This is a genomic window from Streptomyces sp. SID5643, assembly GCF_009872555.1.
GTDB classification, from domain to species: Bacteria; Actinomycetota; Actinomycetes; order Streptomycetales; family Streptomycetaceae; genus Streptomyces; species Streptomyces iakyrus.
Genome location: NZ_WWIC01000261.1, coordinates 25125 through 49546, shown reverse-complemented (window position 1 = coordinate 49546; position 24422 = coordinate 25125). Strand labels below are relative to the sequence as shown.

Below are 24422 nucleotides of genomic sequence, written 5' to 3'. Positions count from 1 at the left end.
CGCCCGCCACTACCAGGCCCTGGTCACCATCGCCTGCCTACAACTCTGGCTGCCCTGACATTGCGGACACGACCTAGTGCCCGTTCTGCGCCAGCCTCAGCAGATGGTCGGCCAGGGCCTGCCCGCCCGTCGGCTCCCGGCTGATCAGCAGCAACGTGTCGTCACCCGCGATCGTCCCCAGGATGTCGTGCAGCTCGGCCTGGTCGATGGCCGAGGCCAGGAACTGGGCCGCCCCCGGAGGGGTCCGCAGGACCACGAGGTTCGCCGAGGCCTCCGCGGAGATCAGCAGCTCCTGGGAGAGCCGCCGCATCCGCTCCTCCTTCGCCGACCCGCCCAGCGGCGCCCGGGGCGTGCGGAACCCGCCCTCGCTGGGCACCGCGTAGATCAGGTCGCCGTCGGCGTTGCGGATCTTCACCGCGTTCAGCTCGTCCAGGTCCCGGCTGAGTGTCGCCTGCGTGACGCTCAGTCCGTCGTCGGCGAGCAGCTTCGCCAGCTGGCTCTGCGACCGGACCGGCTGCCGGTTGAGGATGTCCACGATCCGGCGGTGGCGGGCGGTGCGGGTCTGCGGCACGGCGGGCCCGTTCGCCCCCGGCTGCTCGTGGTCCTGCGCCTGGCTCATCGTCGTCTCATTCCCCGGATCGTCCGTCCCCGCTGACTGCCTGGAGGATGCCGGGCAGCGCCCCGAGGAACGCGTCCACCTCGTCGTCGCGAAGGTTCAGCGGCGGCATCAGCCGGACGACGTCGGGGGCGGGCACGTTCACCAGGAATCCGGCCTCCTGAGCCGCCTGGCGCACCTGGGGCGCGAGCGGCTCGGTCAGCACGATACCCAGGAGGAGCCCCGTCCCCCGGACGAAATCGATCAACTGGTGACCGAGGCCCTCGATTCCGTCCCGCAACCTCTCGCTCTGCCGCTTGACGTTCTCCAGCAACCCCTCGTTCTCGATGGTGTCGAGGACGGCGAGCCCGGCGGCGCAGGCGACCGGGTTGCCGCCGAAGGTGGTGCCGTGCTGGCCGGGCTGGAGCAGGTCGGCCGCGCGCCCGAAGGCCACGGTGGCGCCCAGCGGCAGCCCGCCGCCGAGCTGCTTGGCGAGGGTGACGACGTCGGGCAGGACGCCCTCGTGGGCCTGGTACTCGAACCAGTGCCCGGTCCGGCCGATGCCGGTCTGCACCTCGTCGAGGACGAGGAGCGCCCCGGTCGCGGCCGTGATGGCCCGGGCCGCTTTGAGGTAGCCGGCCGGCGGGACGATGACGCCGAGTTCGCCCTGGACGGGTTCGAGGATGACGAGCGCGGTCTCCTCGGTCACCGCCGCAGCCAGGGCCTGCGCGTCGCCGAACGGCACGTGCGTGACATCGCCGGGCAGCGGCAGGAACGGCTCGCGCTTGCCGGCCTGGCCGGTCATGGCCAGGGCGCCCATGGTCCGCCCGTGGAAGGCGCCCTCGGTGGCCACGATGCGGGTCCGGCCGGTCAGCCGGCCGATCTTGAAGGCCGCCTCGTTGGCCTCGGCGCCGGAGTTGCAGAAGAAGACCTTGCCGTCCCGGCCGAAGAGGCGCAGCAGCCGCTCGGCGAGGGCGACGGTCGGCTCGGCCATGAAGAAGTTGGAGATGTGGCCGAGGGAGCCGATCTGCCGGGTGACGGCCTCCACCACCGCCGGGTGGGCGTGGCCGAGGGCGTTGGTGGCGATGCCGCCGACGAAGTCGAGGTAGGAGGTGCCGTCGGCGTCCCACACGCGGGTGCCTTCCCCGCGTGCCAGGGGCAGCAGCGGGGTGCCGTAGTTGTTCATGAGCGCGCCCTGCCACCGCTCGGTGTACTCCTGCTGGGCGGTCATACGGCGTCCCCCTCCTGCTCGTCGGGCACGACCATCGTGCCGATGCCCTCGTCGGTGAAGATCTCCAGCAGGATCGAGTGCTGGACCCGGCCGTCGATGACGCGGGCGGTGGTCACACCGTTGCGCACGGCGTGCAGGCAGCCCTCCATCTTCGGCACCATGCCGGACGACAGGTCCGGCAGCAGCCGCTCCAGCTCGGTGGCGGTGAGGCGGCTGATCACCTCGTCGCTGTGCGGCCAGTCCTCGTAGAGGCCCTCGACGTCCGTGAGGACCATGAGGGTTTCGGCGTCCAGTGCAGCAGCGAGTGCCGCAGCCGCCGTATCAGCATTGACGTTGTAGACATGTCCGTCGTCCTGGGATCGGGCGATCGAGGAGACGACCGGGATGCGGCCGTCGGCGAGCAGGGCCTCGATGGCGCCGGTGTCGATCGCGGTGATCTCGCCGACCCGCCCGATGTCGACCAGCTCGCCGTCGATCTCGGGCTGGTGCTTGGTGGCGGTGATGGTGTGCGCGTCCTCGCCGGTCAGGCCGACGGCGAGAGGCCCGTGCTGGTTGAGCAGCCCGACCAGTTCGCGCTGGACCTGACCGGCCAGCACCATCCGTACGACGTCCATGGCGTCCTCGGTGGTCACCCTGAGGCCCGCCTTGAACTCGCTGACGATGCCGTGCTGGTCGAGGGCGGCGCTGATCTGCGGCCCGCCCCCGTGCACGACGACGGGCTTGAGGCCGGCGTGGTGCAGGAACACCACGTCCTGGGCGAAGGCGGCCTTCAGGTCCTCGTCGATCATGGCGTTGCCGCCGAACTTGATGACGACCGTCTTGCCGTTGTGCCGGACCAGCCAGGGCAGCGCCTCGATGAGGATCTGCGCCTTGGGCAGCGCGGTGTGCTTGCGTGTCGCTCCACTGCTCATGACGAGTACGCGCTGTTCTCGTGGACGTAGTCGGCGGTGAGGTCGTTGGTCCAGATGGTGGCGGTCTCGGACCCGGCGGCGAGGTCGGCGACGATGTGCACCTCGCGGTAGCGCATGTCGACCTTCTCGCGGTCCTCGCCGACGCCGCCGTTCTTGCACACCCAGACGCCGTTGATCGCGACGTTGAGCCGGTCGGGCTCGAAGGCGGCGGACGTGGTGCCGATCGCGGAGAGCACGCGGCCCCAGTTGGGGTCCTCGCCGTGGATGGCGCACTTGAGGAGGTTGTTGCGGGCGATGGAGCGGCCCACCTCGACGGCGTCGTCCTCGCTCGCGGCGTTGATCACCTCGACCTTGATGTCCTTGCTGGCGCCCTCGGCGTCGCGGATGAGCTGCTGGCCGAGGTCGTCGCAGACCTGCCGTACGGCTTCGGCGAACTCCTCGTACGCGGGAGTGACTTCGGACGAGCCGGAGGCGAGCAGCAGCACGGTGTCGTTGGTGGACATGCAGCCGTCGGAGTCGACCCGGTCGAAGGTCGTGCGGGTGGCCGCCCGCAGCGCCTTGTCCAGGGCCTCGTTCTCCAGGTCGGCGTCGGTGGTCAGGACGACGAGCATGGTGGCGAGGCCGGGGGCGAGCATGCCCGCGCCCTTGGCCATGCCGCCGACGGTCCAGCCGTCCTTGGTGACGACGGACGTCTTGTGGACGGTGTCGGTGGTCTTGATGGCGATGGCGGCCTTCTCGCCGCCGTGCTCGGAGAGCTGGGCGGCGGCGGTCTCGACGCCCGGGAGCAGCTTGTCCATCGGGAGCAGGAGGCCGATGAGGCCGGTGGAGCAGACGGCGACCTCGATGGCGCCCCGGCCCAGGACCTCGGCGACCTTCTCCGCCGTCGCGTGCGTGTCCTGGAAGCCCTTCGGTCCGGTACAGGCGTTGGCGCCGCCGGAGTTGAGGACGACGGCGGACACCTGGCCGCTCTTCATGACCTGCTCGGACCACTGCACCGGCGCGGCCTTCACACGGTTGGAGGTGAAGACGCCGGCGGCGGCACGGCGGGGGCCGGTGTTGACCACGAGGGCCAGGTCGGGGTTGCCGTTCTCCTTGATCCCGGCGGCGATGCCCGCTGCCGTGAATCCCTTTGCTGCCGTCACACTCACGGCGCAACTCCGATCGTCGTCAGTCCGGTGGTCTCGTCGAGACCCAGGGCGATGTTCATGCTCTGGACGGCACCGCCCGCGGTGCCCTTGGTGAGGTTGTCGATGGCGCTGATCACGATGATCCGTCCGGCGTCCGCGTCGTACGCGACCTGCACCTGAACGGCGTTCGAACCGTGGACGGACGCCGTGGCGGGCCACTGGCCCTCGGGGAGCAGGTGCACGAACGGTTCGTCGGCGAAGGCCTTCTCGTAGACGGCGCGCAGGGACTCGGCCGTGACGCCGTCGGCGGCCTTGGCGCTGCACGTGGCGAGGATGCCGCGGGGCATCGGCGCGAGGGTCGGCGTGAAGGACACCGTGACCGGCTCCCCGGCGGCCGCGCTGAGGTTCTGGGTGATCTCGGGGGTGTGCCGGTGCCCGCCGCCGACGCCGTAGGGGGACATCGAACCCATGACCTCGCTGCCGAGCAGGTGCGGCTTGGGCGCCTTGCCCGCGCCGGACGTGCCCGACGCGGCGACGATCACGGCCTCGGGTCCGGCCAGGCCCGCCGCGTACGCCGGGAAGAGGGCGAGGGAGACGGCGGTCGGGTAGCAACCGGGCACCGCGATGCGCTTGGACCCCTCCAGCGCAGCGCGGGCGCCCGGCAGTTCGGGAAGGCCGTAGGGCCAGGTTCCGGCGTGCGGGGAGCCGTAGAACCGCTCCCAGGCGGCGGCGTCGGTCAGCCGGAAGTCGGCGCCCATGTCGACGACGAGCACGTCCGGGCCGAGCTGTTCGGCGACGGCTGCGGACTGCCCGTGCGGCAGCGCGAGGAAGACGACGTCGTGACCGGCGAGGATCTCGGGGGTGGTCTCCTGAAGCACTCGCCCGGCCAGGGGCAGCAGGTGCGGCTGGAGCGCACCGAGCCTCTGCCCCGCGTTCGAGTTGCCGGTGAGGGCGCCGATCTCGACCTCGGGGTGTGCCAGGAGCAGACGCAGCAGTTCCCCGCCCGCGTACCCACTCGCTCCGGCCACTGCCGCACGTACCGCCATGGATCCTCCTCCTTAGAGGGCATGACTATACGTTTCCTTGCACGTTTATGCAATCAGCTGTTCCGTATGCGACGGGCTCCCGGTGCGGCCGAGGGCGGTGTAGCCGGTGGCCTCCACCGTGGAGATCAGGTCCCCGACACCGACGTCCTCAGGGAAGGTGACCTTGGCCTTCTCCGTGGCGTAGTCGACGGTGGCCTCGACCCCGTCCATGCGGTTGGGCTCCTTCTCGATCCGGGCGGCGCACGTGGCGCAGGTCATGCCACCGATGGCGAGCTCGACTCGGCGCCGGTCGTCACCGTGACCAGGCCGGTGCCGATCTCGACGTCGACCGCGGTGATCTCGCCCAGGCCGCCGCCCAGGGCCTTGGCGACGACACCCTGGCAGGAGGGCTGCCGACGCCCTTGACCTTGCCTGCCGGCCATGGCCGTGCTCCTGTTCGGCGTCCTGGTGCCACACGGCGTGCATGTGGAGAGCGTCCGGGGACACCTCTCCACGAGTGCGACGACTCCCGCCGCGGCGTGGGACGAGCGCACTCACGGCCGGCTGACCTGCACAGCTCGAACCGTGATCCGCCAACTGACATCGTCGGTCACACCCGGGGTGCAGGGCTTCGGCGTAGTCGCGGACGCCCCGGCAGACTCGGACCGCGCGGGTGACGTCGTCGTCATTCGCTCGGTACCAGGCCTTCCTCCGGCTGCGCCTCTTCGTGGGTGCCGAGCCAGCGGCCGAGCAGCGGAAGGGTGATCACCGCGGTGAGGGCGAGCAGCGCGCCCGCGCACCAGAACGGGGCCCGCAGCCCGTACGCAGCGGCGATGAACCCACCGGACAGAGAGCCGACGAGCAGGCCGACGAGGCTGAAGGTCCTGCTCGCACCGGCCACCCGGCCGAGCAGTTCACCCGGAATCAGCGCCTGGCGCAGGGAGGTGACCGTGATGGTCCACACCGACGTGTAGAAGAAGTAGACCGCCAGCATGGCTGTGACCAGCACGACGGAGTCCGTCATGGCGATCACCGCGTAGGCCGCGGCGCCCAGCAGCAGCGTGCCGCCGATCGTTCCCGCGGTGCCCAGGAATCGACGTACCTTGGGGGCGGCTGCGCTGCCGACGAGACTGCCGGCGGCGGAAACCGTCAGGATGACCCCGTATCCGGTCGGGCTGAGGTCGAGGGTCCTGGTGGCGAAGAGCACCAGCACGGAGAACGGCAGCATGTACGCCAGGTTGGCCGCCAGTGACATCACAGCGAGCGCGCGCAGCAGCCGGTGTTCCTTCAGATAGCGCAGCCCGTCGCCGATCTCCCGGGCGATGCTCGGGCCCGGACCGTCCACGGCGGCCCGGCGGGGGGCGAAGTCCCCCTTCAGCCACCAGAAGCACACCGCGGCGACCATGAAGGAAGCGGCGTCGAAGAGGATCGGCAGGGTCACGGCGATGCCGAACAGCAGGCCGCCCAGCGGCGGTCCGGCGATCTCGTCACACACCGTCTGGGCGCCGGCCAGCCGGCTGTTGGCGCGGTCCAGGTCCTTGGCCGTGACGACGGTGGGCAGCACGGAGAAGGCGGACACATCGGCGAGTGTCTCAAGCAGGCCCAGTACGACGAACACGCCGTAGAGCGTCCAGATGGACGCCATGTCGAGCCAGACCAGCAGGGCGAGCACGGCCAGCACGGCGCCCCGGGCCATGTTGACACCCGCCATCACCTTGCGCCGGTCCAGCCGGTCCACCGCCGCTCCGCTGACCACGGAGACCAGCAACCGGGGCAGGGCGTATGCCGTGGAGAGCGCCGCCACCAGCTCGGGCCGATCGGTCAGCGTCGCCGCCAGCAGAGGGATGGCGACGAAGCTGACGCCGTCCCCGAGGTTGGACAGCGCACTGCCCACCCACAGCTTGCGGAACTCCGCTCCCATGCCGCTCACCATGTCCTCCCGTCGCGCGCCCCGCCGCCGGACGACAGATCGGTCCACTGCCCGATCCGTCCTGCCAGTTCGGCGACATGAGGGCGCGCCATCATGCTGAAGTGGTTTCCGGGTACCGCTCTGACCTCGAGTCCCGGCCCGAGGGCCGCCTGCCACGGGGCCCAACGACGCTCCGACGCGTCGTCGGCGGCCGCCAGGTACAGCACCGGGCCGCCGTACGGCGGGATGCGGTCCTCGTCCAGTGCTCTCACGTTGGTGCGGAACAGCTCGATGAGCCTACGGAAGCGGGTCTCATCGATCTCCGGGCCGATGATCTCGAGGTCACGGGCCCAGGCCCGGAGCGTCGCGTGATCGGGGCACTCCCGCGAGGTCGTGGTCTCGGCGCGGCCCACGGCGGCCGACAGATAGCCGCTGAACTCCTCCACCAGGTCGGGTTCCCGGTCCGCCGGCCCCGGGGGCGGGCTGTCGATCAGCACCACCTCGGGCCGGGCCGCCGCGGCGGCGTCGAGTACGCAGGCCATCTCCATGGCTATGAGCCCGCCCATGGACCAGCCGATCAGGGTCGGCGGTGCCGCTGGGGCGATCAGCCCTTCGGTCCGCAGCAACTCAAGGTAGTGATCGGCCAGTTCGGAGACCGAGCGCAGCGGGGCCGCGTCATCGTGGAGGCCCGGCATGGCCGCCGCGTACACCGGTCGCCCGGTGTCCAGGGCCATCACCAGACCGGCGTAGCACAGGATGTCTCCGCCGACCGGCGGCAGACAGACGATGACCTGGCCCGAGCCGGGACGGATGGTGCGCAGTCCCGCGGAGGAGCGCGCCCCGGTCCGGGAAAGGAGCCGGGCGAAGCCTTCTACGGTCGGCGCTTCGAACAGCTCCACGGGGTGCAGATCGGTGCCGCATATCTCGTTCAGCCGCGCGACGGCCTGGAGGGCGACGATCGAGCGGCCGCCGAGATCGAAGAAGTCGTCGGTCAGGGACATCTCCGCCCGTCCGAGGAGTTCGCCCCAGGTCTCCGCCACCACGCGCTGCATCGCGGTGGACGGAGCCTTCCCCTCGGCGACGGACTGCCGGCCCGCCGGTGCGGCCTCGTCGGTGAGCTCGGGCTCGGTGCGCTCGAGCACGGGCGCCAGTTCGTCCACGCGGCGGGCCTCCGGGTCGAGCACCACTGCCTGGAGAACATCCCGTAGATCGTCGAGCATGGCCCGAGCGGTTGTGGGGGCCAGTCGGTCGGCGGCGTAGGTGAGGTCCAGGCGGAGACTTCCGTCCTGGCGCTCGCCGACCCACAAGCTGACGTCGAACCAGGAGGTGGCGCCGTGCGCCTCCACGTCCTCGCCGATGAGCCCGCCGAGTCGCACCGTGTGCTCGGAGAAGCCCTCCACGGAGAGGTACGCCGAGAAGAGCGGGTTGCGGCCGGGGATCCGTGGCACCTTCAGCTGGTCGACGAGCCAGTCGAACGGAACGTCCTGGTGCGCGTAGACGTTCAGGGCCGTGCTTCGCACCGAGGTGAGGAGCTGACGGAACGTGGCGGAGGCGTCGACGCGGACGCGGAACACCGCCGTGTTGGCGAACAGGCCCACGACGTCCGCGGTGTCCGGGTGATCACGCCCGGAGACCGAGGAGCCGATGACGAGATCCTCGTCACCGCAGTGGCGCCGCAGCACCATGGCGTACGCGCTCTGCATCACCATGAAGAGCGTGGCGCCCTCGCGGCGGCCCAGGTTCCGCAACGACTCGGCCGACGCGGCCTGCACATCCATCGACACGACACCGCCGTCCCCTGGCATACACCCCGGCTCCACCGCGTCCTTCGGCAGGTCGAGCAGAGCCGGAGCTCCGGCCAGCTCGGCACGCCAGAAGGCGAGGCTCTGTTCGGCATCCGGCGTGCCCAGCCATCGGCGCTGACGTGCCGAGTGGTCCAGATAGCCGGCCTTGGGCGCGGGTACCGAGGGCTCGCGGCCGTGGGTGAAGTCCTCGTACAGCTGGGCGAGCTGGTCGTAGAGCAACCCGAGTGACCAGCCGTCGCCGATGCTGTGGTGCAGGTTCAGCAGAAGTACGTGGTCGTCATCGGCCACCTGGAGAACGGTGGCCCGCACCAGCGGCCCGCCGAGCAGCACGAACGGTTCTCGCGCGTCCTGTTCGGCCTGGCGGCGGACCTCCGCCTCGCGGGCGTCGGCGTCCCTCCCCCGCAGGTCGATCACGCGGAGGTCCAGCGGCCTGCCCGAGGGCAACTGGAGCGGCTCGCCCAGCACATCGGCGTACCGCATCCGCAACATCTCGTGCAGGCGGGTCAGCTCCCCGAGCGCCGACCGGAGGGCGTCCACGGAGAGCTCGCCCCGGAAGCGGTGCGCGGACGGCAGGTTGTACAGGGCTCTTCCCGAGGTGAGGCGCTCCAGGAACCACATGCGCCGCTGCGCTTCGGAGAGCCGCATCTGGTCGGCCAGTGCTGGGTCCTCGGCTGTCCGGGCCAGGAGTGCCTGGCGCTGTTGTAGCGACAGGCGTGTGAAGCGCTCGTATCGGTCGGTTCCCATCCCATGTCCCTGCTCGCTCGTTTCGCATGCCGTCCGGAATTCGCGCCCGATCCTCCAGGACCGGGGGGCCAGCGCCTACACGATCTCGGGCCAGTTCCTGCGGTCCTCGCCGTGCGCGTGGACCAGCGCGAGTGCGATGCGTTCCAGACCGAAGGCCACGCAGGAGCTGTGGGCGGTGCGGCCGTCCTCGACGCCGATGCCGAACCGACGGCCCAGGTGGTCCCGGTGACGGTTGGCGGACGCGATGGCGGTGCCGCTGTCCTGGCCGGAGACCTTGGCGACGAACTCGTACTTCAGACCCTGTTCCAGCTGGGTGGAACGCATCAGCCGGCCTCCCGGACCGAAGAACGGGTCGGTCGCCGACACGGTGTCGACCCGCAGGCCGAGACGGGTGAAGAACGCCTGGCAGCGGTCGATCCACTCGTCCCGCCAGGTGGCGGTCGCCTCCGCCGCGCCGACCGCGACGAACTCGCGCATCCGGAAGACCCGCAACCGTCCGGTCTCGCTGGTCGCCTCGTGCCGGTAGCAGTAGCCGGCGGCGTCGAAGGTCTGCAGCCCGGTCAGCACCTGGTCGGCGAGTTCGGCGTAGACGTTGTAGCAGACCGCGGGGGCGAGTACCGCATCGGTGGGCCGGCGCGCGTCTTGCGGCCCTTCGGGCGTGCCGAGCTGATCGTCGCGGAACGCGTGTACGGTTCCGAGCAGGTGGGGGAAGGACTCCGCGTACTCCGAACGCTCGACCCGTGCGGTGGCCATGAGCGGCGGGTACCAGACCGGCCCGTGCGTCACGTCCTGCCCCACTCCGGTGAGCGCCGTCCGCACATCGCTCACCACCGCCTCGAAGGGCTCGGTGAAACCGAAGGCCCCGGGAATGCCGGTCTCCTTCACCCAGTCTCCCCGGCCCTCGCCCTGCGCGGATCCCTGGGCACTGCCGGTCGCCGTGGTCACTGCTGGAACATCCTCTCGCCGAAGAGCAGCATGTCGGAATTGGCCAGGTCGATCTGACGGTTGGACACCATCAGCCGGGCCGAGTAGAGATCGCGGATGTGTCGCGCCACGGAGTACGGGCCGTCCTCGGAGTATCCGGCCATGCCGCAGATTTCCAGGGCGCCCTCGACGATCCGGGAAGCATCCACCGAGACCGCCGTCTTGAGGGCGTTTGCCTGCACGGTGAGGCTGCTGTCGTCCTCGCGGGCGCCCCGGTCGGCGTACTCGTTGGCGAAGTGCAGTACCGCGCCCTGGAGCAGCCGCAGTCGGGCGTAGGCCTGACCGAGCCGCTCGTCGGTGTGCGGGTTCCCGGCCCGCGCCGCGGATCGTGCCTTGGCCCGGGTGAACCGTGCCGCTCGCCGGATGGCGTCGTTCGCGACGCCCGTCCAGACGCCGGCCCACAGCAGATGCGACAGCGGCACCATGCACCGCGCGGCGATGGAGCCGAACGGCTCGGCGAGCACCTGGTCGGCCGGGACCGTGCCGCGGACCAGGAACGCCGGACTGCCCGTGCCGCGCATGCCGAGGGTGTTCCAGCCTCCGGTCTGCCGGAGATCCAGCTGCGCCCGCTCGGCCAGCACAAGTACCTGGTCGGACGCGGAAGCCGTCTCGTCCCTGCGCAGCGAGATCAGGAAGGCGTCCGCGACCGCCCCGTACGACACGGTCGTCGCCTGCTTCTCGAACTCGACCTCCGTCCCCAGCCGTACGGCCGCCGCGCTGCTCGCGCGCAGGTTGCCGCCGATACCCGCCTCGGACGTCACGGAGGCGATCAGGAGCTGCTCGGCTGCTGCCCGCCGCAGGTAGTCGGCGAGCACCGGCTGTCCGGTGGCGGACCCGGCCAGGCAGGCCACCTGGAGCTGGTGCATGGCCCAGATCATCGCCGTGGCGGAGCAATGTCCGCCCAACTGCATGCCGAGCCGGGCGAGCTCCACCGCTCCCAGGCCGTGGCCGCCGAACTCCTGCGGAATCGCGGCCGACCACAACCCCGCGGTGCGCAGGGCGTCGATGGAGGCCTGGGGCACGGTGGCGGTTCGGTCGGCCCTGACCGCTTCCTGCTCGAGGAGGTCGGCGTGCTCCGCCAGGGCGGCCCGCGCCGCGTCGAAGGTCAGCGGGGTGCGCACCGCGGCGGCGGGCTGGGCTGCGAAGGTCATGAGGCCACCCCGCGGGTGACGGAGCCACTGCGGGCGTCGACCAGTTCGGCACACGCGTCCGTCAGCCGCCCGATGCTGGAGAACAGCGCCTTGCCGAGCAAGCGCTCCGGGAACTCGATGCCCAGTTCACCCTCGACCGCCAGCATGATCCGGGCCGAGGCCAGCGAGGTGAGTCCGTGGTCGTAGAGATCGTCCGTGCGGGCCAGCTGGTCGGCCGCCGGGTGCAGTTCGGCGTGGGCGGCGAGCTGGGCGCGGACCACCTGTTCGCAGCGTTCGGGTACGGATGTCACACGTTCTCCTCGATGTCGTGGGGCAGCGCCTCCAGAAGGGCGATGGCGCGCTGCCGTTGTTCCAGCTCTCGCTCGCCCAGGTCGCGGATGAGCCTGAGATGACGCTCGCGCGGGAAACCCCCGGGTTCGATGGCCAGGGTGTGCGCCAGGTACCAGCGCCGCTCCAGCGCGGACACGGCCTCCGCCACCGGATGCAGTGCGGGCAGGTGCGCTGCCAGCGCCTTGAGGAACCGCGCGAGGTACAGCCGTTCCGCCGCCACCCCGCTCACGTCCGGCGTCCCGGCCACCGCCCCTTCCTCACACGCGGTGAGGTACGCGGCCAAGGTGGCTGGATCGCTGTCCTGCCCACCGCGCAGATCGTCCGCGAGAGCGTGCGCGAGGCGAAGGGGCCCGGGTCGCCCGTCCGGTCCGCTGCGGACCCGGAAGGTGCGCGCCCGCTGTGCGCAGGGGGCCGACCTCATCTCGATCCAGTCCTCGGTCCCGTACCAGGTGGGTGTGGGGTTGTTCATCGGATCGACGACCTGGACGCCGGCAGCGTCGGCGCCGGTCACCAGCACGCAGTGCGTGATGTGGTGGTGCTTCTGGAACGGCGAGGGGATGAAGTACGAATCGACCGCGGCCGCCAGGGGGTGCCCCGTGGCGATGGACTCCCGCTCGAACTCCAGCGCGTCGTCGGCCGTCCCGAAGCGCAGGTCCTCGAGATCGGTCGCGTACACCGTGCGGATGGCGGACAGCCACCGTCCGCTGCCTTCGAGGAACTCGCCGGACTCCCAGGAAAAGCCCCAGCCGATGCCGATGGAGTCCGCCGCGTCCGCGAGCCCTCGCCAGGCGAGCAGATTGGCCACGGACTGCTGGTAGCAGCTCCCGAACGGGGCTTCTCCGGTGTACCTGGGAGCCGGCAGCGACAGCGGCGCGAGCAGGTTGTCGTCAGCCATCCTCAGTCTCCTCCTTGCGTGTGGTCAGTGCGTCGGCGTCAGCGGGGCGTCCACCGGAGCGGAACCGGGAGCGTCCTGCGCGTAGACCTCCGCCGCGACGGCGACGATCTCCGCGAACCCGGGCACCCGTTCGGACTGGTCGCGCACCATCGCGGCGAACGACCTCAGCGTGGGGTGCTCGAAGAAGGCGGCCAGGCGCAGCTCGACACCGAGAACGGTCTCGACCCGTGCGAGAACCTGCACCGCGCGCAGTGAACTGCCGCCGAGTGCGAAGAAGTCCGCGTCGAGAGCGGGCGTCGGTACGTCGAGTACGGCGGACCACACCCCGGCCAGCCACTGCTCGACGTCGTCCGAGGGTTCCCCGGCGGGCACGTCCGCTTCGGTGGTCTCCTCCGCGAGCGCCGCCGCTCGCAGCAGAGCGCGCCGGTCGAGCTTTCCGCCGGTGAGTCTGGGCAGTTCGGCGACGGCCACGAAGCGGACCGGCACATGCGAGGCGGGCAGCATCCGGGCGGCATGCGCCCGCAGTTCCGCGGTCGAGGGGGGCGGTCCCTCGGGAACGAAGTACGCGACCAGCTCGCTCTCCTCGCGTTCCGTGGCCTCCTCGGGCTGCGCTGCCTCCGTGCTCGTGGTGGTGAGCAGCCGCTCCAGCTCCTGCAGCTGAGCCTGCGAAAGCCCGTCGATGCGGGATGGCATGGGTGTTCTCCTCTTGGCGGGATCGGCGGATCAGCGGGTGGCCGTGACCACGGTCATGCGGTCGGTCCACCAGTACTGGCAGTCCACGGGCGGGGCCAGGCCGTCCACGACCTCCACGGCGAAGGAGCTGAAGTAGCGCAGCAGACTCCGCTGGTGCCGGCGGCTGAGCGAGTCGCGCTCGTTGGTGTAGTAGGTGAACACGCCACCCGGCCGCAGATGGGCTGCCGCTTCGCAGAAGAACGCCTCGGCCACGGTGCTGTCCCGCAGGACGTACTGGTCGAACTCGTCCTCACTGGTGGGGAACGCGTCCCAGAAGATCCCGTCGAAGTCCCCGAGCTGCGGCAGCACGGTCTGCCAGCTGCCCTGGATGAACTCGATGTCCGCGTCGGGCCGCTCCGCGGCCCAGGCGCGCGCTCTGGCGAGGACCTCGTCGTTGAACTCGACGATGGTGTGCGATCTGACGTCCTGCTCCTCGATGAAGGTCGCGGAGAGGCCGAGTCCGAAGCCGATCTCAAGGACGTCCCCGTGGGTGGCACCGACCTTCTCGGCCATGCGGCGCATGAGGGATTCCTCCCAGTCCTGCATGACCTGCTGGCCCTCGATGATCAGCTGGCCGTCGTGGTAGTCGGCCTCGCTGTCGTGCCACTCCGCGTTGATCTCGCCGCGCGTCGTGCCGTCGACGAAGTCCGGAGCGATGACGTCGAGGTGCCGCAGTTGCTCGGCCAGCTCGTCGACCGCCCGGTGCACCACCCAGCGCTGCTGCTCGGACCGCGGGGCGGCGATGAACGACTCGCGGTGCAAACCCAGTTCGATGGTGAAGTCCTTGTACCGACGCAACATGGTCAGCCCTCCGTTTCGGTGGTGGTCAGGAGGTCCGCCGAGGTGTCCGATCCGGTCACCCGGAGCAGCGCGGCGGCGGCCAGGTCGGGCGGAGCGGCGGCGAGCAGGGCCGCCACCCGCAGTTGTGCCGGGTCGCTCGTGGCCCGCCGTGGCGCGCTGATCACCACGGCCGAGGCGACGCCCGGGTGTGACTCCAGGGCGGCGGCGACCTCACCCGGCTCCACCCGCACTCCGCGGATCTTGAGCTGGTCGTCGGCGCGTCCGCAGAACTCCGTCTCGCCGGAAGGCCGCATCCGTACGAGATCGCCGGTCCGGTACAGACGAGTTCCGGGCAGCACGTCCGGAAAGCGATTCTCGACGAACCGCCGCCGAGTCTGACCGGGGTTGTTCAGATAACCGGAGCCGACGCAGTCACCGGCCAGGTAGAGCTCGCCGACCACATTGCGCGCGACCACCTGGCGCCGGGCGTCGAGCACGGCGGCCCCGGTGTTGTCGATCGGCAGACCGATCAGCACCCTGCCCCGGTCCGTGCCCCGTACGCGGTGGAACATCGACCCGATGCTCGCCTCGGTCGGCCCGTACAGGTTGTAGAGCCGTGCGGTGAGGCCGAGTTCGTCGAAGCGCCGGGCCAGGTCGCGCCCCAGCTCCTCGCCGCCGACGATCGCCACGCGCAGGCTCGTGAGGGCGGCCCTGCCCGCGGCGTCCCCGGCGGCATGACGCACCAGACCGTCGAGCATGCTGGGCACCATGTCGATGGTGCGCACCTCGTTGCCGGCGATGACCTCGGCCAGTCGGGCGGGCGAGGCCTGCAGCCTTGGTCCGGACAGGACGGTCCGGCCGCCCTGGGTGAGCGGCCACAAGTACTCCCAGACACAGCTGTCGTACACCGGTGGGGTGGTCTGGAGCACGGATTGGGCGGCCTGCTCGCCGAACTCGCGGTCCATCCAGGCGATGCGGTTGGCGACGCCCAGATGGGGCACGATCGCCGCCTTGGGGCGCCCGGTGGAGCCCGAGGTGTAGATCGCGTACATCGGACGGCCGGTGTCGTCGGCGGTCAGCTGCCAGGGCGTCGGGCCGTGTTCGCCGAGCGGCCGCGACGGAACCCGCACGCACCGTGTCCCGCCCGCGAGGTCGCCGCCGCTCTCTGCCACCACAGCGAACGGTGCGGCGAGGTCCCTCAGAACGGCCGTCGTGCGCTCCGCGGGCCACTCGGGGTCGATCGGTACGAAGGCCCGCCCGATGCTGTTGACCGCGATCATGGATGCGAGCATGGCCACGCCGCCCGGAAGCACGAGCGGAACGAACTCGCCGGCCTCCCCGGCCGCGAGGAGCCTGCCCCGGATGTCGTCGACCAGCCGCATCAACTGGGCGTACGTGAGCGACTGTGCGCCGTCCACCACCGCGATCCGCTCCGGGTGTGCCCGGGCGGTCTCGGCGATCCGTACCGCCAGCGGAGGGCGGGGCTCGTCCCCGCGCGAGGGACCGGCGACCAGCGCGCGGTCCTGCGGGCGTACGAAGTCCAGGTCCTTGACCCGCAGGTCCGGGTCGGCCACCACCTGCCGGACCAGCGCCAGGAAGGTCGCGACCAGGCGGTCCGCAGTCTCCTCGTCGAAGCGGTCGGTGGAGTACCAGAGCCTGCCGTCCAGTTGTCCGTCGCTCTCACCGAGGATCAGGGTGAGGTCGAGGGTGGAGGTGCGGGCGGGGACCTCCAGTGGGCGCAGCCGGGCTCCGGCGAGCTCCTGTACGCCGATCCGCTGTTCGTCCATCAGGAACATGGTCTGGAAGACCGGATTGCGCCCGGGGGCGCTGTGCGCACCGGCGGCGCGTGCGATCTCGTCCAGCGGCAGGGCACCGGCGGCCTGGGCGGCGAGCATGCTCTTGCTGATGCGCTGAACGGCTTCGGCGAACCGCGGATTGTCGTCGAGGACGGCCCGCACCGGCAGGGTGTTCACGAACAGTCCGATCAGCAGCTCGAGCTCCTCGTGCCCGCGCCGTGCGGTGGGCACGCCGACGGCCAGGTCGTACTGCCCGGCGTGCCGGGCGAGGAACACCGAGAACAGGGTGAGCAGTGTCTGGAACCGGGTGACACCCTCCCGCTGGGCGAGGGCACCCAGTCTGGCCGTTTCGGTACGGGGGATGACGAACGCCTTCGCCGCGCCGACGCCGCTCGGTTGCCGGGTGGGCTCGCGGTCGGCGGGCAGCTCCGTGGTCGCGGGCAGCCCCCTCAGGTACTCCCGCCAGAACTCCCGCTGCTGGTCCGCGTGGCGCCGGAATTCCTCGCCGGACTGCCAGGTGCTGAAGTCCAGGTAACGCATGCCCAGCGTCGGCAACTCGGGGTCGGCGCCGCGGACGGCCGCTGCGTAGGCACGCGTCAGCTCCTCGACGAACAGCCCGGCCGACCATTCGTCGAACGCCACGTGGTGCACGACGAAGACCAGCAACCGCGCGTCGTCGGCACAGTTCAGAACCGCAGCGCGGAACACCTCGCCGGTGTCCAGTGCGAAAGGCCGGGCGACAAACCCGGCGACGAAGCCGTCCGGGCGGGTGAGCTCGGATTCCACCGATCCCTCGCCATCGGCGACTTCGATCCTTACGTCCGCGTCACGGACGCTCTGCACGAGAGAGCCGCCGTCGAAGCGGATCGCGGTACGCAGCGGCTCGTGGCGCGTGACCACGGTGTGTACCGCGGCGCGCAGGGCCCGTGGATCGAGACGGCCCGTCACCTCGAAGGCGAGGGGCAGGTTGTACGCCGCCGATTCGGGCGCCAGGCGCTGCAGGAACCACATGCGCTCCTGTCCCGGCCAGCACGGGCCTTCGAGAGCCGTGGTGCGGACGATGTCCGCGCCGCCGCCGACGGATCCGGTGACCTCGGTCATGTCGACGGCCGACTCCAGGACGGCCGTGGTCACCGCGGCGACCGTGGGCGCCTCGAAGAACCGGGCGAAGTCCAGCTCCACACCGAGCCGGCTGCGCAACCGGGTCAGCAGTTGGGTGACCATGAGGGAGTTACCGCCCAGGTCGAGGAAGCTGTCATGGGGGCCGATGCGCTGCGGACCGAGCAGCTCCTGCCACAGGCCGGTGACCGCGGCAGCGATCGCGAGGTGCTGGGGGCTCTCGCCGGCGCCCGGGGTCCCGGACCTCGCGGGGGCGCTCATCGGGCGTAGCGTCCGGGGCTCGTTCGCACCCGGGACGTGCACCGTGTACACCTGCGGGTGCGAGGGGGCGGGCAACCGGTCCGCGATGCCGGCGGCGAGGGTGCGCACCAGCGCTTCGACGCCGTCCTCGGCGACGGTGGCGAAGATTTCGGCGACCACCCGGTCCCGGCCGTCGGGGCCCGTCTCGGCCGTGACCACGGCGCGCTCCACCCCTGCCACCTCGGTGAGTACCGTCTCGACCTCGTGGGGCTGGACGGTGAAGCCGCGGATCTTCAGCCGCCCGTCGATCCGTCCGGCGAAGCGGAAGCTGCCGTCGGTGAGGGCCACCGCACGGTCTCCCGTCGCGTACATCCGGGCTCCGGGCACGCCGGCGAACGGGTCGGGCCGGAATCGGGCCGCCGTCCGGCCGGGCTGCCCGGCATAGCCACGGGCGACGGCGAGACCGCCGACGTACAGCTCGCCAGGGACTCCCGGAGGCACAGGCCGCAACTGCTCGTCGAGTACGTAGACCAGGACGCCGGGCAGCGGCGTTCCGATGACCCCGGTGCCGAGGGGGTCCCCCGGAGCGAGCGGGCCGTGGATGACGGAGGTGATCGCCTGCTCGGTGGACCCGTACATGTTGAAGACGCGGCTGTGCGGGCCGGCGGCCGCATGCCACCGTGCTATGTCCTCCGAGTCGACCTCCTCGCTGCCCACGGCCACTGCGCGCACGGTGGCCGGCGGTGGGGGCACGTCTGCCGCCTCGACCGCCGCGAGCCACGTGGTCCAGAAGGAGGTGGGCAGGTCGAGCGCGCTGACCTCGTGTCCGGCGAGGAAAGCGCTGAAGCGGGCCAGATCGGTCGCGGCGGCAGGGTCCATCAGCACCACGCCGGCTCCCGCCGCCCACGCGGAGAACGCCTCCTCCAGCGTGATGTCCACGCCGAGCGGGGTGAACTGCAGCACCCGGTCGTCCTCGGTGAGCTCCCACCGTTCGGCGACACCCAGGCAGTTGTTGAGCAGGGCGACGTGCTCGGTGAGCACCCCTTTCGGGCGGCCCGTCGATCCTGAGGTGAAGACGATGTACGCCAGGTCATGTGCGTTCCCCGACCATGACAGCCGGGGTACCGAGCCCGCGGGGCGGGCCGTCACGTCATCGATACGGACCACGTCGCACAGCCCCGCGGCGGACGCGGTCGCGAGGTGGTCGGCGTCCACGAAGACACCGCCCATCGACGCTTCACGGGCCACCTCGGCGATCCTGGCGGCCGGCCAGGAGGGATCCAGCGGAACGTAGGCGGCCCCGCTGCCCAGCACGCCCAGGACCACCGCGAGGAACCGCGGGTCACGTGCCCCGAGGTAACCGAAACGCAGCTCCCCGCTTGCCCGTACGTGCGCGGCGACGGCATCCGCCATCGTCCCCAGCTGCTCGAAGGACCATGTTCCGTAGTCGCCGTCGACCGCCGTCGCCCCGGGCCGCGCGGTGCGCTGCGCCGTGAACGCCTCGATCACCGATGTCCAATCGGCGGACCTCGTCACGCTCGTCTCCTTGGTGATTCGCCGGCCATCAGTGGTCATTGCTGTCCAGCACCTGACGTGACTGCGCGGTCCAGGCGGGCCAGCAGCGGCGCAGGTCCCTGCTCACGGACATCCGCTTGAGCCATCGGTCGCGGCCGTCGTAGGCGGCGCGGAACGGCTTCCGTCCGTGCACGGCACGGTGGTTGTCCACGATCAGTACGTGTCCGGGCTCCAGCACCACCTGCCGCAGCGCGCCGTCCACCACGTCGTAGAAGCTCCGCAGGACTTCTGCCACCGCGCCGTCCGTGGGTGCTTGCAGGAAATACGGGTCCACGCAGACGAACGGACGGCTGCGCTCTCCGCTCAGCAGCGCCCGAGGCTTGGCCGGTTCGATCGCATCTCCGTGCGACTGGTCGGGCCGCTGCCGGAAGCGTTCCTCAAACAGAAGATCGAATTTGGGATCGGTGAGGTCCCAGTCGGATGCGCAGCTGACCGTGGTGGCCGCACGCTGGGGGTTACGCAGACACATCAGGCCGACGTAGTCCGGCCGATAGGTGTGGAAGGCGTCCTCGGTGTGCCACCAGATCGGTTCCCGGCTGGCGAAGTTGATCTGCTGGTCCTCGAACTCCTGGAGCGGCAGCACGTCGTGGATCACGGAGCCGTCCTGCTGACTGCTCCAGCCGAACAGTTCCCCGAGCACGGATCCCAGCAGGGCGAGCTGGTTCTCGTGCAGCCAGGTGCGGTGTTGCGCCGAGCTGTCACGCCACCTGCCGGGCGTGCCCCCGATGGCTTCGTCGTCCACCGCCAGCCCGGTCACCCGGACGTAGGCGGCGTCTTCCCGCTGCCGCATGCCGACCAGGGCCTGCCTGAGACGAAGGGGCAATTCCTGTGCGAGCACGGGTGCCTGACGGAAGTAGTCGTGCGGCTGCGGTCCACTGCGGCTCGCAGCCAGCTCCGTCACGAGCCGGCGCTCGTCGTCGTCGAGTTCCAGATCGAGACCGGCCGTCAACTCAGCCATCGGTCACCTCGGACGTCCCGGCTCCGCGCACCGACAGCGGTCGCAGATCCGTCCAGTTCTCCTCGATGTACGCCAGACACGCCGCCTCGTCGGCCGGACGCCCCAGGACGGTCCAGCCGAGCGGCACTTCCCGTCCGGCGGGCCAGATGGAGTGCTGACCCTCGTCGTTGACCACTACGGAGTACAGGGGCGCGGCCGTGGCCGCCTTTTCGGTCATGGATTCGTTCTCCTTAGAAGGGCGCGTCACCGGTCGGCCGGCCCCAGCAAGTCGTCGAAGAGGGCGTCAAGGCGCTGCTCGGCCCCCTGCGGTGGATCGGAGGCTCCATCGGCCGTGGCGGGCCGGTCCGCCTGTGCCCGCCGCACACTGCCGGCGAGACCCGCCACGGTGGGCAGCCGGTAGAACTCGCCGAGGGCGAGTTCGACGGAGAGCCTTGCCCGCAGGGACCACAGGAGCCGGGTCGCCAGCAGGGAGTGCCCCCCGAGCGAGAAGAAGTCGTCGTCGCGGCCGACCCGGGGAACCGAGAGGAGGGCCTCCCACTCGGCGGCTATCTCCTTCTCCAGGGCGTCACGCGGCTCCACGAAGGTGTCCGCGGCACCGTGTGCGGCGAAATCGGGTTCGGGAAGCCCGCGTTGGTCGACCTTGCCGTTGACCGTCAGGGGGAAGCGGTCGAGGAGCACGAAGGCCGAGGGGATCATGTAGTCGGGCAGCCGCCGCTGGAGGAAGGCGCGCAGCCGGGCCGCGTCGAGCTCCTGCCCGGTGGCGGGGACGACATAGGCCACCAGCCGCCGCTGGTCCGAACGTTGCCCGTCCACACGGACGAACGCCGACCTGACACCGGGGTGGGCGTCCAGGTTGGCCTGCACTTCGCCCAGCTCGACCCGGAAGCCGCGGATCTTCACCTGCCCGTCGGTGCGACCGAGGAACTCCAGGTCTCCGTTCGGCAGATGACGCGCGATGTCGCCCGTCCTGTACATCCGGGCGCCCGGTTCCGGAGCGTATGGATCGGGTACGAACGCCGCGGTGGTGAGGTCGGGGCGTCCCAGATATCCGTGCGCGAGCCCGATGCCGCCGATGTACACCTCACCGCGGGAACCCACCGGGGTGGGGTTGCGCTGTGCGTCCAGCACGTATACCCGGGTGTTGGCGATCGGCCGCCCGATGGGTACCCAGGAGGGCCACTGTGCGGGGTCGGCGGGCAGGGTGTGGGCGGTCGTGACATGGGTCTCCGACGGACCGTACTCGTTGTGCAGCCGTCCCTCGGGAAGGGCGGCGAACAGTTCGCGCAGATCATCCGTGACGACGAGCTGCTCGGAACCCGCTATCACCGTGTCCAGCGTGCGGGGCGGCAGGCCTGACGCCCGAAAGCCCTCGGCGACTTGCTGAAGGGCGGCCGCCGGGATGAACAGCCGCTGCACCCGGCGCCGGTTCAGCAGGGCGGCCAGACCGTGGACGTCGCGCCGCTCGTCCTCGGTGATCAGCACCAGCGTGCCGCCGGTGGCGAGCGAGCTGAAGATCTCCTGGAAGGACACGTCGAAGCTCAGGGACGCGAACTGCAGGGTGCGGTAGCCGGGCTGCCATGGGCCGTACCGGTCCAGCTGCCACGCCACCAGATTGCCGACCGCGCGATGCGACATCAGGATCCCCTTGGGCCGGCCTGTCGAGCCCGAGGTGTACGTGACGTAGGCGACGGAACCGGCCGTCGCTCCCGGCCCGCCGGGGGCGCCGCCCGCATCCGGCTCCTGGGGGATCCCGGCCATGTCGATGCGCCGGGCCGGAGTGTGCGGCAGTCGCTGTGCGGTCGTACCGTCCACAAGGACGACGGGCGCGCCGGTGTCCTCGAGGAGCAGCGCCACGCGCTCCTCGGGATGGCTCAGGTCCAGTGCCACATAGGCCGCTTGCGCCTTGAGCGTGCCGAGGACGGCCGCCACCATGTCCACGGAACGGCGCAGGGCGATGCCGACGTACACGCCGTGGCCCGCGCCGGCCCTGCGCAGCGCCTGCGCCACGGCGTCCGCTCGCCGGTCGAGCTGGACGTACGTGACCCGTTCGTCACCGAACTCGACCGCGGTGGCGTCGGGGGTGCGCGCCGCCTGCTGCTCGAACCAGTGGTGGACGAGCGCCGGCGTCTGGTACGGCCGGTCGGTGGCGTTCCAGGTCCGCAGCACCAGCTCCCGCTCGCCCGGGTCGAACAGGTCGTGTGCCGACAGGGGGAGGTCCGGTTCGGCCGCGATCGACGTGATCAGCCGGCCGAGTTGCCGTCCGAGGTAGGCGATGGCCGCGCGCTCGAACAGGGAACTGTCGAACTCGAGCACCAGCTCGGTGGCGTCCGGCCGGTGCGTGACGAACAGCGCCAGGTCGAACTTGGCCTCACCGCCGTCGAGTGGGATCCGGGTGCACGTGACGCCCGGCAGGTCGAGACCGGCCCCGTCCGCGCTGTCGGTGGCGAACCAGACCTGGAAGAGCGGATGCCGGGCCCCGGCCCGTTCGGGACTCAGGGCCTGCACCACGGAGTCGAAGGGAACGTCGGATCGGGCGAAGGCGTCCGTCGCCGTGGAACGCGTACGGGCCAGCAGCTGTCTGAAGCTCGGATCGCCTGCGAGGTCCGTGCGCAGGGCCAGCGTATTGAGGAAGAACCCGATCAGCTCGTGGGTGTCGGCCGACTCCCGGAGTGCGTACGGGGTGCCGATGACCAGGTCGGTCTGTCCGCTCGCACGGTGCAGGAGCGCGGACCAGGCCGCGAGCATGACCATGAAAGAGGTCGCGCCCTCCGAACGGGCCAGCCGGTCCAGGCTCTCGATGTCCTCCTGTGCCACGGCCACGGTCTCCTGGAGGGCCGGTGCCGGGCCGTCGCCCGCCGCGGAGTCGACGGGCAGCTCGATGGTGGCCGGAGCCCCGTCGAGCCGGGTGCGCCAGTACTCCAGCTGCTCCGCGGAAGGGATCCGCTCCCGTTCCCGCACGACCCAGTCCAGGTACCGCGTCGGCAGCGGCTGAGCATGCTCGAGGCCGCCGGCCCCCGCGGCTCGGCAGAGGGCGGCGAGGTCGCGCTCGAGGACGGTCGACGACCAGTCGTCGAACACGATGTGGTGCACGGTGATCGACAAGGTGCGCGTGTGGTCGTCGTGCCGGTACAGCCGCATGCGTACCGCAGGTCCGGCGGTCAGGTCGAAGGGTGTGCCGGCATCGGCGCGCAGCCGGTCGGCGACCGCCCGGTGACGCTCCTGCGGCGCGACGGAGCCCAGATCCTCGACGACCAGAACGGGAAGGTCGTCGACGACCCGCTGCTCCGGCCGGCCGTCCCGCACGTGGAACACGGTGCGCAGGGCCTCGTGCCGACGGCACAGCTCGCGCAGACCGCGACTCAGTCCGTCCTCGTCCAGGTCGCCTTCGATGCGCCAGGCCATCGGGATGTTGTACTGGCAGCTTCCGGGATGCAGCTGGTCCAGCATCCACAGCCGCTCCTGCCCCGGCGCCAGGGGCCCGCGCGACAGGCCGGGCGATCCGGCGGAGCGCTCGGCCGCGGGGCGGCGCAATCCGCGCAGGGCCATGAGTTCTTCGATCCGGCGCTCGTGGCTGCCGTCACCCGTCGTCATGCCGAGACAGGGGTTCCGAGCGGACGGAGCGCGTCGTCCTGGACCGTCGTCACCGGGCTGAACTTCCGGCTCGCGATGAACTCGGGCCTCGGGTCGGGCACGTCGTGGAGACGGTTCTCGGCGCTGTTGTAGCTGACCAGCACGATAGTGCGGTTGTTCGGGGACATGTTCGGTGTCGAGCCGTGGAGGATGTTGCTGTGGAACAGCAGCACCGAACCAGCCGAGCCCTTCGGAGCCACGATCCCGCGCCCGCTGGTCGCGCGGGCGAGTGCCTCGACGCTGAGTGAGTACTTCAGTTTGGCCGTCAGCGTGTCGGCCCATCCGGCGTCGTCCCGGACCGTTGCATCGTGGACGCCGTCCTTGTGCGAGCCGGGCACCAGCATGAGCGGCCCGTTGAACTCGTCCACGGCATCCAGGAAGACGGCTGCGCTCAGAGCGCGAGGGGTGGGCATTCCGTCCTCGTCCCGCCAGAAGCGGTAGTCCTGGTGCCACTCCCACACTTCACCTACGAGCGCGAGCTTCGCATTGATCTTGAACTGGTGGACGTAGACATCGTCGTCCAGGAGGCGTCGAGCCGGTTCGACGAGCCTCGGCAGGCGGACGAGGGTGCCGAACACCGGGTTGGTCTCGTGGACGCCGTGCACTCCACGGACCACGCCCGCTCCGGCCTCGACGACTCGGTGCGGACCCGCCTCACCGAAGACCGCGGGGAGTTCCCCGCGCAGAACGTCCAGCTCCGCTTCATCGAACAGGTCCGGCAGCAGGATGTATCCGTCCTGCTCGAATCGCCGTATCTGATCCTCGGTCAGCATGTACGAGCCACCGTCCTTTCCCGTAAGGCCAGGGACAAGCCGTCCTCGGCAGCAGCCGGCTGTCACTGTGCCTCGTGATGAACTCCACGATGAGTCACTGGATTTGGTGACT

General features: G+C 70.7%; 19 protein-coding genes and 1 pseudogene. All 20 read right to left on the bottom strand.

The window, feature by feature from the left end:
• Nucleotides 1-73 precede the first annotated feature (73 nt).
• Nucleotides 74-619, bottom strand: a complete 546-nt coding sequence (locus GTY56_RS29505; protein WP_033311957.1) for an arginine repressor — start codon at nt 617-619, stop codon at nt 74-76.
• A 7-nt stretch (nt 620-626) separates the two neighbouring features.
• Nucleotides 627-1826 (bottom strand): acetylornithine transaminase, encoded by a 1200-nt coding sequence (locus GTY56_RS29500; protein ID WP_161368352.1) that lies wholly within the window; start codon nt 1824-1826, stop codon nt 627-629.
• Complete coding sequence (argB, locus tag GTY56_RS29495) at nt 1823-2737, bottom strand: acetylglutamate kinase (RefSeq protein ID WP_161368351.1); 915 nt, start codon at nt 2735-2737, stop codon at nt 1823-1825. Before argB ends, GTY56_RS29500 begins: the two co-directional genes overlap by 4 nt.
• Entirely contained in the window at nt 2734-3885 is a 1152-nt protein-coding gene (gene argJ / locus GTY56_RS29490) for a bifunctional glutamate N-acetyltransferase/amino-acid acetyltransferase ArgJ (protein ID WP_161368350.1), read from the bottom strand. The genes argB and argJ overlap by 4 nt, the downstream gene beginning before the upstream one ends.
• Complete coding sequence (argC, locus tag GTY56_RS29485) at nt 3882-4910, bottom strand: N-acetyl-gamma-glutamyl-phosphate reductase (protein ID WP_161368349.1); 1029 nt, start codon at nt 4908-4910, stop codon at nt 3882-3884. Before argC ends, argJ begins: the two co-directional genes overlap by 4 nt.
• A gap of 93 nt (nt 4911-5003) precedes the next feature.
• Nucleotides 5004-5168: pseudogene (locus tag GTY56_RS41225) on the bottom strand (cation transporter); the annotation flags it as partial.
• Complete coding sequence (locus GTY56_RS40115) at nt 5165-5332, bottom strand: hypothetical protein (RefSeq protein ID WP_202510897.1); 168 nt, start codon at nt 5330-5332, stop codon at nt 5165-5167. The pseudogene GTY56_RS41225 and the gene GTY56_RS40115, both read right to left, overlap by 4 nt.
• 242 nt (nt 5333-5574) lie before the next feature.
• Nucleotides 5575-6810, bottom strand: a complete 1236-nt coding sequence (locus GTY56_RS29475; protein ID WP_161368348.1) for an MFS transporter — start codon at nt 6808-6810, stop codon at nt 5575-5577.
• Nucleotides 6811-6815: 5 nt separating this feature from the next.
• On the bottom strand, nt 6816-9347 hold the full coding sequence (locus GTY56_RS29470; RefSeq protein ID WP_161368347.1) for an alpha/beta fold hydrolase: 2532 nt from the start codon (nt 9345-9347) through the stop codon (nt 6816-6818).
• A 75-nt stretch (nt 9348-9422) separates the two neighbouring features.
• Nucleotides 9423-10292, bottom strand: coding sequence for an aminoacyl--tRNA ligase-related protein (locus GTY56_RS29465; protein ID WP_161368346.1), 870 nt, complete (start codon nt 10290-10292; stop codon nt 9423-9425).
• Nucleotides 10289-11482, bottom strand: coding sequence for an acyl-CoA dehydrogenase family protein (locus GTY56_RS29460; protein WP_161368345.1), 1194 nt, complete (start codon nt 11480-11482; stop codon nt 10289-10291). The genes GTY56_RS29465 and GTY56_RS29460 overlap by 4 nt, the downstream gene beginning before the upstream one ends.
• On the bottom strand, nt 11479-11772 hold the full coding sequence (locus tag GTY56_RS29455) for an acyl carrier protein (RefSeq protein WP_202510893.1): 294 nt from the start codon (nt 11770-11772) through the stop codon (nt 11479-11481). The genes GTY56_RS29460 and GTY56_RS29455 overlap by 4 nt, the downstream gene beginning before the upstream one ends.
• Nucleotides 11769-12707 carry a cysteine peptidase family C39 domain-containing protein gene (locus GTY56_RS29450; RefSeq protein WP_161368344.1) on the bottom strand — a complete coding sequence of 313 codons (939 nt, stop codon included), beginning with the start codon at nt 12705-12707 and terminating at the stop codon, nt 11769-11771. Before GTY56_RS29450 ends, GTY56_RS29455 begins: the two co-directional genes overlap by 4 nt.
• Nucleotides 12708-12731: 24 nt before the next feature.
• Nucleotides 12732-13400, bottom strand: a complete 669-nt coding sequence (locus GTY56_RS29445) for a phosphopantetheine-binding protein (protein ID WP_161368343.1) — start codon at nt 13398-13400, stop codon at nt 12732-12734.
• A gap of 30 nt (nt 13401-13430) precedes the next feature.
• Nucleotides 13431-14240, bottom strand: a complete 810-nt coding sequence (locus GTY56_RS29440; protein WP_161368342.1) for a class I SAM-dependent methyltransferase — start codon at nt 14238-14240, stop codon at nt 13431-13433.
• A 2-nt stretch (nt 14241-14242) separates the two neighbouring features.
• Complete coding sequence (locus tag GTY56_RS29435; protein WP_161368341.1) at nt 14243-18910, bottom strand: non-ribosomal peptide synthetase; 4668 nt, start codon at nt 18908-18910, stop codon at nt 14243-14245.
• A 28-nt stretch (nt 18911-18938) separates the two neighbouring features.
• The gene (locus tag GTY56_RS29430; RefSeq protein ID WP_161368340.1) at nt 18939-19907 is read right to left on the bottom strand and encodes a TauD/TfdA family dioxygenase; all 969 of its coding nucleotides are present in this window, start codon (nt 19905-19907) and stop codon (nt 18939-18941) included.
• On the bottom strand, nt 19900-20124 hold the full coding sequence (locus GTY56_RS29425; RefSeq protein WP_161368339.1) for an MbtH family protein: 225 nt from the start codon (nt 20122-20124) through the stop codon (nt 19900-19902). Before GTY56_RS29425 ends, GTY56_RS29430 begins: the two co-directional genes overlap by 8 nt.
• A 26-nt stretch (nt 20125-20150) precedes the next feature.
• Entirely contained in the window at nt 20151-23498 is a 3348-nt protein-coding gene (locus GTY56_RS29420) for a non-ribosomal peptide synthetase (protein ID WP_161368338.1), read from the bottom strand.
• Nucleotides 23495-24310 carry a phytanoyl-CoA dioxygenase family protein gene (locus GTY56_RS29415; RefSeq protein WP_161368337.1) on the bottom strand — a complete coding sequence of 272 codons (816 nt, stop codon included), beginning with the start codon at nt 24308-24310 and terminating at the stop codon, nt 23495-23497. The genes GTY56_RS29420 and GTY56_RS29415 overlap by 4 nt, the downstream gene beginning before the upstream one ends.
• Nucleotides 24311-24422: the final 112 nt, after the last annotated feature.

What these genes read in the sequence shown, in the direction of transcription:
- GTY56_RS29505 (WP_033311957.1), bottom strand. Translation starts at nt 619, where the DNA reads ATGAGCCAGGCGCAGGACCACGAGCAGCCGGGGGCGAACGGGCCCGCC.
- GTY56_RS29500 (WP_161368352.1), bottom strand. Translation starts at nt 1,826, where the DNA reads ATGACCGCCCAGCAGGAGTACACCGAGCGGTGGCAGGGCGCGCTCATG.
- argB (WP_161368351.1), bottom strand. Translation starts at nt 2,737, where the DNA reads ATGAGCAGTGGAGCGACACGCAAGCACACCGCGCTGCCCAAGGCGCAG.
- argC (WP_161368349.1), bottom strand. Translation starts at nt 4,910, where the DNA reads ATGGCGGTACGTGCGGCAGTGGCCGGAGCGAGTGGGTACGCGGGCGGG.
- GTY56_RS40115 (WP_202510897.1), bottom strand. Translation starts at nt 5,332, where the DNA reads ATGGCCGGCAGGCAAGGTCAAGGGCGTCGGCAGCCCTCCTGCCAGGGT.
- GTY56_RS29475 (WP_161368348.1), bottom strand. Translation starts at nt 6,810, where the DNA reads ATGGGAGCGGAGTTCCGCAAGCTGTGGGTGGGCAGTGCGCTGTCCAAC.
- GTY56_RS29470 (WP_161368347.1), bottom strand. Translation starts at nt 9,347, where the DNA reads ATGGGAACCGACCGATACGAGCGCTTCACACGCCTGTCGCTACAACAG.
- GTY56_RS29460 (WP_161368345.1), bottom strand. Translation starts at nt 11,482, where the DNA reads ATGACCTTCGCAGCCCAGCCCGCCGCCGCGGTGCGCACCCCGCTGACC.
- GTY56_RS29450 (WP_161368344.1), bottom strand. Translation starts at nt 12,707, where the DNA reads ATGGCTGACGACAACCTGCTCGCGCCGCTGTCGCTGCCGGCTCCCAGG.
- GTY56_RS29445 (WP_161368343.1), bottom strand. Translation starts at nt 13,400, where the DNA reads ATGCCATCCCGCATCGACGGGCTTTCGCAGGCTCAGCTGCAGGAGCTG.
- GTY56_RS29440 (WP_161368342.1), bottom strand. Translation starts at nt 14,240, where the DNA reads ATGTTGCGTCGGTACAAGGACTTCACCATCGAACTGGGTTTGCACCGC.
- GTY56_RS29430 (WP_161368340.1), bottom strand. Translation starts at nt 19,907, where the DNA reads ATGGCTGAGTTGACGGCCGGTCTCGATCTGGAACTCGACGACGACGAG.
- GTY56_RS29425 (WP_161368339.1), bottom strand. Translation starts at nt 20,124, where the DNA reads ATGACCGAAAAGGCGGCCACGGCCGCGCCCCTGTACTCCGTAGTGGTC.
- GTY56_RS29420 (WP_161368338.1), bottom strand. Translation starts at nt 23,498, where the DNA reads ATGACGACGGGTGACGGCAGCCACGAGCGCCGGATCGAAGAACTCATG.
- GTY56_RS29415 (WP_161368337.1), bottom strand. Translation starts at nt 24,310, where the DNA reads ATGCTGACCGAGGATCAGATACGGCGATTCGAGCAGGACGGATACATC.